At 35.5% G+C, this 7,672-nt stretch carries 6 protein-coding genes and 3 tRNA genes; 4 read left to right on the top strand and 5 right to left on the bottom strand.

Going from position 1 to position 7,672, the window contains the following annotated elements:
- A partial coding sequence (locus FW754_RS15125; RefSeq protein ID WP_446325100.1) for a BapA/Bap/LapF family large adhesin occupies positions 1-2,404 on the top strand: 2,404 nt, incomplete at its 5' end.
- A 66-nt stretch (positions 2,405-2,470) separates the two neighbouring features.
- On the opposite strand, the gene FW754_RS15120 is transcribed toward FW754_RS15125, so the two are convergent.
- From FW754_RS15120 to FW754_RS15100, 5 genes are all read right to left on the bottom strand, one after another.
- The gene (locus FW754_RS15120; protein ID WP_446325099.1) at positions 2,471-3,928 is read right to left on the bottom strand and encodes a coniferyl aldehyde dehydrogenase; all 1,458 of its coding nucleotides are present in this window, start codon (positions 3,926-3,928) and stop codon (positions 2,471-2,473) included.
- Positions 3,929-4,556: 628 nt separating this feature from the next.
- A complete protein-coding gene (locus tag FW754_RS15115) occupies positions 4,557-5,057 on the bottom strand; it encodes a Dps family protein (protein WP_446325098.1) in 501 nt (166 codons plus the stop codon).
- Between the two features lie 421 nt (positions 5,058-5,478).
- Positions 5,479-5,554: transfer RNA gene (locus FW754_RS15110), tRNA-Gly, on the bottom strand.
- A 45-nt stretch (positions 5,555-5,599) separates the two neighbouring features.
- Positions 5,600-5,675: transfer RNA gene (locus tag FW754_RS15105), tRNA-Gly, on the bottom strand.
- Between the two features lie 45 nt (positions 5,676-5,720).
- A tRNA-Gly gene (locus FW754_RS15100) sits at positions 5,721-5,796 on the bottom strand.
- Between the two features lie 226 nt (positions 5,797-6,022).
- Here FW754_RS15100 and FW754_RS15095 point away from each other — a divergent pair.
- The 3 genes from FW754_RS15095 to FW754_RS15085 all read left to right on the top strand — a co-directional run bounded on the left by FW754_RS15095 (position 6,023) and on the right by FW754_RS15085 (position 7,661).
- Positions 6,023-6,331 carry a BolA family protein gene (locus FW754_RS15095; protein ID WP_409512579.1) on the top strand — a complete coding sequence of 103 codons (309 nt, stop codon included), beginning with the start codon at positions 6,023-6,025 and terminating at the stop codon, positions 6,329-6,331.
- An 8-nt stretch (positions 6,332-6,339) separates the two neighbouring features.
- Positions 6,340-6,732: a SirB2 family protein gene (locus FW754_RS15090; protein ID WP_419349046.1), complete on the top strand. Its 393-nt coding sequence runs from the start codon at positions 6,340-6,342 to the stop codon at positions 6,730-6,732.
- A gap of 92 nt (positions 6,733-6,824) precedes the next feature.
- Positions 6,825-7,661, top strand: a complete 837-nt coding sequence (locus FW754_RS15085; protein WP_446325097.1) for a ParA family protein — start codon at positions 6,825-6,827, stop codon at positions 7,659-7,661.
- The last annotated feature ends 11 nt before the right edge of the window (positions 7,662-7,672 follow it).

Here is a 7,672-nt window from a genome sequence, read left to right as displayed (position 1 = left end):
GCCGAACAGCGACATCGAAGTTAAAGATACGACTGGTAAAGTAATTGGTACGGACAAAACAGATGCAAATGGTGATTATTTTGTAAAACTAGATGTGCCACAGAAAGATGGTGAAACGGTTACCGTTACAGCATCAGATGCGGGTGGTAAATCACCTGCGACAAATGCACAAGCACCAGATTTAACACCGCCTCAAATTAATACGCTAGAGTTTAGTGCTAAAGGTGATGTGCTTTCAGGTACAACTGAAGGCTATGCTAAAGTTGAAATTAAAGATGCTGCTGGTAAAGTTATTGCAAATACAACAGCTGATGCAAATGGTAGTTTCAGTGTAACTTTTTCTAAACCATTTGGCTCAGGTGAAGGGTTTAGTGCAAAAGCAACAGATGCACATGGTAATACTGGTGATGCTAAATTTGTTCAAGCTCCAACACTTTTGATGGCAAATTCAGATGTGGTACATGCTGATGTAGATTTGGGTTACGTGTCTACGACAACAAGCAAAACAACATCTGTTGGATTTGGCTCTTTAGGAACATTCTTGGGTATTCCTATTTGCGGTACAAAATCTGCTGAAGTTAATTTCTCAGTTAATCCAAATCAAACTTCAACTGTAAATATCAAGGCATATAATACATCTCTTGCTTCATTCCTTGATGGCATTAAAGTGACACTATATAAGCAAAGTGCTACAGGTGTATGGCAAAAAGTTGCTGATTCTAAGGATAAAGGATTATTTAATAAGTTCTTCTTGTTTTCAGAATCAACAGGTCTACAGGTTAAATCACTAGACGCGGGTAATTATAAAGTTGTTGCTGAAGATACGACACTATTTGGTATTTTATCTGGCAATAAATTATCAGTGACTCAAAATACGACAACGACTTCAAGTGATTTGGAAGCAATCAAAGCGAATCCAGTTTCTGGTAATTTAATGGTTGACGATGTTGTACCAACAGGCACAACTTTGACTAAATTGGTTTCAGATACGGGTGCTTCGGTTAATGTTCCAACGGCAGGTAAAGCAACACTTGTTGGTAAATATGGGACGATGCTGATCAATGCTGATGGTTCATATACATACACACCAAATAAAGATGTAAAAGTTGTAGGGCAGGTTGATACCTTCACTTATACAATTACAGATAAAAATGGTAATGCATCTACAGCAAAAGTTTATGTACAAATTGGTGCAGATGAAGTGAACCTGAAATGGGATCCAACGAATCCATCTAAACCAGCGACGATGTTGCAATTAAATGATGATACTGATTTTGTTATTGGTACCGTGAAACAAAGTACAGCTGTAACAAGTACAAATGTTGATTCGGGATTGTTATCGGCTCAATCATGCAAAATTGCAAGTATCAATTCAAATACATTCACTGTTGGTAATACTGGTGAAACGAGTATTAAAGTTGATTTTAAATCAGCAACAGGATGCTATACCGATCCATCTAAGACTACATTCAATTGGCAGTTGCAGAAATACAATGCACAAACTGGTCAATGGGTGAATGTATCTGGTGCGAGTGGTTCAAAATCTTATGGTTTTGTTGGTTCGGTTTCGTCAAGTACAACAGTATTTGAACAAACAGTGAAAGTAACAGATGCTGGTCAATATCGTGTGAACTTCCAAACGAATGGCGGTCTGTATTCATCTAGCTTCCTTGCACAGAAATTTGATACAAATGTAACAGTTCAAACGACCTCACCAGATAAATGGACGATTGATAGCTTTGGTACTGCAACAGGTAATATCTTCACAGGTGAAGGTGTTGATACGATTGGTAAGGATTCACTTGGTTTCGGGAAAAAATTATCAGTTTCAACAGATGGTGGTCTTACATTTAAGGATGTATCAGCAACGGGTCTTACAGTGAGTGGTAAGTTTGGTTCATTACTCATGAAAGCTGATGGTTCATATACATATACACAAAATAAAGGAACTGCGGGTTCTGATGATTTTGTATATAAAGTTGTTGCGGGCAATGGTGAGACTCAGACAGCTCATCTAGAAGTGAATGCTCAATTCAATGTGAAAGGTTCTGCTGCAAGTGATGTATTTAGTGCTGATCAAATCATGCATGTGCTTGAAATGGGTGCGGGTGCTGATACTGTTAAATTTACGTCATTAAATACTGTGGATCAGGGTGATTATTGGACTGACTTCTCGAAAGTACAAGGTGACAAAATTGATGTATCTACATTGCTGAGCAACAAAAATGTTACATCAGCAAATATTAGTGAATATCTAACAGTTGAACAGAAAGGTACAAATACTGTGATCAAAATTGATCTTGATGCCAAAGGCACTCAGTATGAAGCGAAAGAATTGGTTGTTCTTCAAAATACCAATACTACGCTTGATGAGCTGTTGAAAGGCAATCATTTAGTATTCTAAGTGTTTGATCTAAATTAAATTAAAAAGAGAGCTTAAGCTCTCTTTTTAATTGTTTGATTTTAATTTTTAGATATTTGGATCACCTTTTTTAAGGAAGAAACGTAAAATCATTTTCTGAATAAATGTACCATAGGGTGGGTAAAACAATTGGGTTGGAAAGAAACGATGGCGATGTAAAACTGTTTTTGCATGTGAAAGCTCACGAAAGCCTTCTATGCCGTGATATGTCCCCATGCCCGAATTTCCAATGCCACCAAAAGGTGCATCATGGTTAACAACATGCCAGCCCCAATCATTTACAGTCACGCCACCTGAATGTGTATTTTTTAGAATATGATCACGTTCATTTGTATTTAAAGTAAAACAGTAAAGTGCCAAAGGTCTTTCATGCTTTTGGATATATTGTATAGCTTGTTCTAAAGTGTCATAAGCAATAATAGGTAAAATAGGACCGAATAGTTCTTCTTGCATAATACGCATGTCAGGTGTGCAATTAATGACGAGTTGTACAGGCATACGGCGTGATGCATGCTCAACATTATAGTCAGCACAGGTAATGATTTGTGCTCCTTTATCTTGAGCATCTTGGAGAATGGCTTGAATACGCTTTAAATGTCGTTCATTGATAATAGATGTGTAATGGGGGCTTTCATCAATATTTTGCCCAAACATATGTGTAAATTGATTTTTACAGGCAGAAATAAACGAATCAATGTTTTCTTTAGGAATGAGCGCATAATCTGGTGAAACACAAATTTGTCCACTATTTGTTGCTTTGCCATGCAAAATTCGTTTGGCTGCATCTGTAATGTCATAATTGCGGGTCACAAGTGCAGGGGATTTACCGCCAAGTTCGAGTGTGACTGGAGTTAAATTTTCAGCTGCAGTGCGCATTACGATATGACCGACTGCTGGAGAGCCAGTAAAGACAATGTGATTAAAGGCGAGGGATGTAAATTTTGAAGGATCTTGGATTTCTTCACCAAAAACGGCTACTTCATCTTCACTGAATATTTCAGAGAGCATCTGCTTAACCTTTGCATTGGTGGTAGGCGTAAACTCTGACAGTTTAATCATTACTCTATTACCTGCAGCGATTGCAGCTACAAGGGGTCCTAATGCGAGATAAACTGGAAAATTCCATGGAACAATAATGCCAATAACACCTTTGGGTTGATATTGCACTTCTAGTCGATTTGAGAGAAAAAGTAATTCCGTGTGACGTTTACTTGGTTTCATCCAACGGCGTAGATGGCGAATAGCATGTTGTGTTTCTAAAACGGAGCCAAGAATATCGAGTAATTTTGATTCATGAAATGAGCGTGAATCAAAATCTGTATTAATTGCTGTTGCAATGGCATCTTGATAACGAATAATTTGTTTTTTTAATTCGATTAATTTATGACGTCTATTGGTGTAGTCAGGATAAGGTTGAGCATTAAAAGCTATACGTTGTTTTTCGAAAATGAGTTGCATCTCATCTGTCGCGGTATGCCTATTTTCTACTGTTGATGAAAGTTCCATTTTTCTTCCTTGAATTTAAAATGATAGGTTTTATGCTTATTTTGTTATATCAGTATGTATTGATAAAAATGGAGGACTTAACTTGGTAAACAAAACATACTCATCAGGAGTTTAGCATGAGCAAAAACAAAAGTTTTATATAGCAGATTTAAGGCTAAAATAATAAAAGTTATAGCTAAGCATTTTCTTTATTTAAATAATTTTTCAAAATATAAAAATCTAGACTTAGTTTACTATTCAAACTTGTTCTAATGACTAAGAATAAGTATGTAGATAACGTTTATATTGTTGTGTACACCTAGGCGTACAATCATTTAGGGAATTTAGCAATATAGGGATCCAATCAAATTTTATATTATGAATCTATAGAGAGTAGGATGCTCCAAAGAATAAGAATAAGAATAAGAATAAGAATAAGATAAAGAACAAAGAATTTTAAAGTTACGACAGGGGTTGTATCTAAAGCATCAAATATGTAAAAAAGCCCAACAGGATGTTGAGCTTTTTTATTACTATCTCTTAAATAGATTTGTTGTGATGAATGACCTGAGCAGTAAGTTAAATCAGTTTATTAGAGAGGCTTAGCTGCTTTGGTTGTTCTGAAAATCTCTTTACAATTCTATATTTATTAAGACTCTAGAGTACTTCTTAACATCCAAGCAGTCTTTTCATGTATTTCAAGTCTTTGTGTGATTAAGTCTGCTGTTGGTTGATCGTTTACTTCATCGACAATTGGAAAAATTGCTCTGGCTGTTTTTGCAACAGTTTCATGTGCATTCACCAATAAGCTAACCATCTCCTCTGCTTTAGGGACACCCTCGACTTCCTTAATCGCAGTCAATTTAACAAACTGTTTGTATGTTCCAGGGGCAGGGAATCCCAATGCTCTAATACGTTCAGCTATTGTATCTAAAGCAGTCCATTGTTCAGTATATTGATCCATAAACATATTATGTAAACTGTTAAACTGAGGTCCTGTCACATTCCAATGAAAATTATGTGTCATTAAATACAAAGTATAGCTATCAGCAAGTAATTTAGATAATCCCGCGACAATTTTTTCTCGATCATTGTGCGAAATACCAATATCAATTTTTATTGCTTTTGCTTCTTTTTTAGGGTTAGCCATTATTGATATCCTTTGGTTAAGTTTATGATATTAAAATATTATTTAAAATATCTTAATAGGAACTTATGGAAATAAAAACTTCATTTATAAGAATATAATTCAACCAAAAATAAAAGCAATAGTAATTAAATAGTAACTATGTTACTTGAAAAATAATGGGGGGAAGCTAAAGCACATATTACCAAGTACATTCAGTTATTTGATTATCATGGTGAAATTCAAAAAGGCTTAGATTATAAGAGACTAAATTAAATGGAAGAGGACTTTTATAAGTTGATCACTTGGAATCATCTAGGTGAAAGTCTCTTATTAATTCAGCACACATCAATTTATGTTTAATTCATTTATAATTTTAAAATACGTTATAAAACAATTTAAAAAAATAAAAAAACCCCAATTTTTCAATTGGGGTTTTTGAATTTGGAGCGGGAAAAGAGACTCGAACTCTCGACCCCAACCTTGGCAAGGTTATGCTCTACCAACTGAGCTATTCCCGCGGAGTCTACCCAATTTTTTAAATAAAAAACTAGATGAAAAAATTTTGGAGCGGGAAAAGAGACTCGAACTCTCGACCCCAACCTTGGCAAGGTTATGCTCTACCAACTGAGCTATTCCCGCGGAGTCTACCCAATTTTTTAAATAAAAAACCAGATGAAAAAATTTTGGAGCGGGAAAAGAGACTCGAACTCTCGACCCCAACCTTGGCAAGGTTATGCTCTACCAACTGAGCTATTCCCGCATGCCGTGTATAATACAGTATGAAACAAGAGGGTCAACATTTTTTTATAGCTGAATACACTATTTGCATAAAATAAAACCAAATTTGCTTAGAAAAAAGTAATTTATGCTGAAAAATGCTTCAGATTCAGTTTTTAATCGATTGTATTTTACCAATTGTAGATTTTGAGCAGATTGAAATAAAGGCTATACTTTATTTCAATCGTTCATTTCAGTAAGGAAATTCTATGAGCCTAGAACAACAACTGATTACTCAGTTAAATGCGCTACAGCCTGCACATTTACAGGTGATCAATGAATCATCGGGTCATGGTGGATATTTCCCCGGAAAAGAATCACATTTTAAAGTTATTATTGTAAGTGATATTTTTCAAGGCTTACGCTTAGTACAGCGCCATCAAAAAATTTATGCAGCAGCAACAGGGTTACTCGAAGCAGGTAAAATTCATGCTTTGGCAATTCATGCTTACGTACCTGAAGAATGGCAAGGTGAAGCACCTGCAAGTCCAGAATGTGCACACGCACCTAAAGCTTGAGAATAAATATGGATTTACATTTACTCGTTAAAATTATTCATATGACAAGTGTGAGTGTTGCAATCATTGTCTTTTTAGCGCGAGCTTTGACACTCTTTACAGGTATTCAAAATGATCAGCCCAATCCGAAAGGGCGGGTAGCTTATGTGGCTGTGCAACATTTGTCTTATACCTTGATCGTTTTGACGGGTGTAATTCTTCTATTTATGAATAATTTTCAGGTTCAACCTTGGTTCTATGCCAAAATTGTTTTGTTCCTTGTCCTGATTTCATCATTGATTAAAACATGGCGTAAAGATGACACAATTTTATTGGCACAGCGCCGAGCAGGTCTTTTTGTCAGTGCTGTGGCATTGATTGCTATTATTTCATTGGTCATCATTAAACCTGTGTTTAATTAGACTTTTTAAAGATTGTCTGACATAAAAATCAGTACAGGTTAGGCAATCAATTAAACTTCATATTGATAAAATATTAAAATTTTGAGGGAACTATGCTGACACGTGTTGTATTTAACCAAAAAGGTGGTGTGGGGAAATCAAGTATTACGGTGAATCTTGCGGCAATGAGTGCGCATCAAGGTTTAAAGACTCTGGTGATTGACCTTGATCCACAAGCTAATTCAAGTCAGTATTTGTTGGGTGATGATGCAACTTATTCAGCAGATAAAACTGCGCTTGAGCCAAATATTGAAAATTTTTTTGATGATGTATTGGGGAATAATCAACAAAAAGGGTTGCTTGGAAATGCAATTGGCTCGTTATTAAAATCTAAAAATAAAGGTTTTGATCAATATATTCATCGTTCGCCTTTTAAAAATTTGGATGTTTTACCTGCTAGCCCAACTTTGGGTGCGCTTGAACATGCATTGGTCAGTAAACATAAAATTTATAAATTACGTGATGCCATTGAAACCTTAAAAGGTAAATATGACCGTATTTTTATTGATACACCACCTGCATTTAACTTTTTTACACTCTCGGCACTCATTACTGCAGATCGTGTACTGATTCCATTTGACTGCGATGTATTTTCAAAACGTGCTTTGCAAACATTAATTGAGAATGTGATTGAAACACAAGATGATCATAATGATCGTCTAGAAATTGAAGGTATTGTGGTTAATCAATATCAAGCACAAGCAAAATTGCCACGTGAAGTCGTTCAACAGTTGAAAGATGAAGGCTTGCCTGTATTAAATACTATGTTGCCACCGTCTGTCTTAATGAAAGAATCCCATCATAAAAATCTGCCGTTGATTTATTTAGCTACAGATCATAAATTGACGCAGGCCTATCAATTATTGTTCAATGAAATTGAAAATAAATAAGCGTGGAAATG

The organism is Acinetobacter sp. 1207_04, from assembly GCF_052850415.1.
The sequence above is the reverse complement of the archived record's forward strand: the minus strand, read 5'-3'. Positions and strand labels throughout refer to the sequence as shown.